Consider the following 1,497-nt stretch of genomic DNA (forward strand, 5'->3'; position numbering starts at 1 on the left):
CGCGGCGGCTATCTCCGCGCGGGCGGCACGGGCGCGGGCGAGGGCCTCTTCGGCGTTGGGCTGTTCTTCCGGGGTGCTCACGCGACTCCTCCTGAACTCCGGCCCGGCGTGTGCTGTACGCCGGGCTGCTGGGTGTGCGGCGGCGGGACCGCCGCCGGGGCCGGCTGCGATCGCAGGCCGTGGGCGGCCTCGCGCGCCCGCCTGCTGTCCTGGATCGTGGCGGCCACCTTCGCGGCGGCTGCTTCGAGGGTCTGGCGGGTCTGCTCCACCGCGTCGACGCCGGTCTCCGGCTCCAGGAGGCGGCCCGCCTTCGGGCCGGTGCGGAACGGCCGCGGATGCGACCTCGAGGCCGCGGGCACCGCGACGGCGTACGGACGGGGGCGGGAGCCCAGGCGCTCCGCGCGTCGCGCTGCGTTGACCCGGGCGGCCAGGGCGCCAGCGGCGAGACGGGCCCGCTCGTACGGGGGCGCGGACCGCTTGCGGGTCAGCGGGCGCAGCACGGCCTGGTCCTCGGTGTCACGCGGGTACAGGGCGCGCAGGTCGGCGGTCATCATCCGGCCCCGGCCGACGGGGCGGGTGTAGTCGTCGACGACCGCTTGCACGATCTGTTCGTCCAGGCCGGGCCGGTGGGGTCGGCCGCGCAGGACATAGGAGAGGTGGCGGCGTGCTTCGGCGAGCAGGTGGTGGCGCTTGAACGCGCCGCGCATCACGTACACCACGGCGACGACGTCGACGGCGGCCAGCGCTATGTCGACCACCGGCCGCACCCGCGCCCACACCGCCGCGGCCGCTGCCCGCGCCCGCTCCGCCAGCCGGTCGAAGACGTCAACGCCGTAGGCCCGGATCGCTGAGTCACGCCATCGCTCGCGCAGCTCGGTCAGCGACAGCAGCTCCGTGCGCTTGGGCGAGCGCGTCTGGTCGGCGGCCTGGCAGCCCAGCGCGTAGCCGGCCCGCTCCCCCGGCGGGTGCCCCTGCTTCTTCTCGTAGTTGGCGGTGAGGACGGACAGCGCGTCCTCGATCTGCTGACGGCGGGTCGACTGCCAGCCGATGAGCCGCTGGTCGATGCCCGCCAGCTCCATGACGGGCCTGCGGCCGGGCGTCACCTCGCGCGGCTCCCACGCCCACCCGAGCCGGGCGGACACCTCCTCCATGAAGTACAGGGTGTAGAGGGTGTCGGCCGCGACGATGTGGGCCATCAGCGAGTCCGCCGACAGGTTGCCCCACGTCCCCTTGTCGTCCGGCCGCCGGGCCCGGATCGACACCACCGCATGATCGTGGAGAAGGGGCTTCGACTCGGCAGCTCTCGACTCGTAGTGCCGGAACACCGCGACGATCAGCCCGTCCCTGACCCGGGCGCGGTGCTTGCCGCCGCCTTTCCAGCGGATCTCCGCAACCTCCTCCCCCAGCCACGCCAGCGTCTTGTCGCGGGCGATGTCCTGGCACAGCTCCAGCACCAGGCGGGTCTCGTAGTCACCCAGCGCCCACGCGATGTGTGCC

At 74.3% G+C, this 1,497-nt stretch carries 1 protein-coding gene; it reads right to left on the reverse strand.

The genetic code is table 11. The features are described from left to right. Positions 1-77: 77 nt before the first annotated feature. A partial coding sequence (gene mobF, locus ABWI07_RS44070) for a MobF family relaxase (protein ID WP_353822198.1) occupies positions 78-1,497 on the reverse strand: 1,420 nt, incomplete at its 5' end.

The organism is Actinomadura sp. NPDC000600 (assembly GCF_040492135.1).
GTDB lineage: Bacteria > Actinomycetota > Actinomycetes > Streptosporangiales > Streptosporangiaceae > Spirillospora.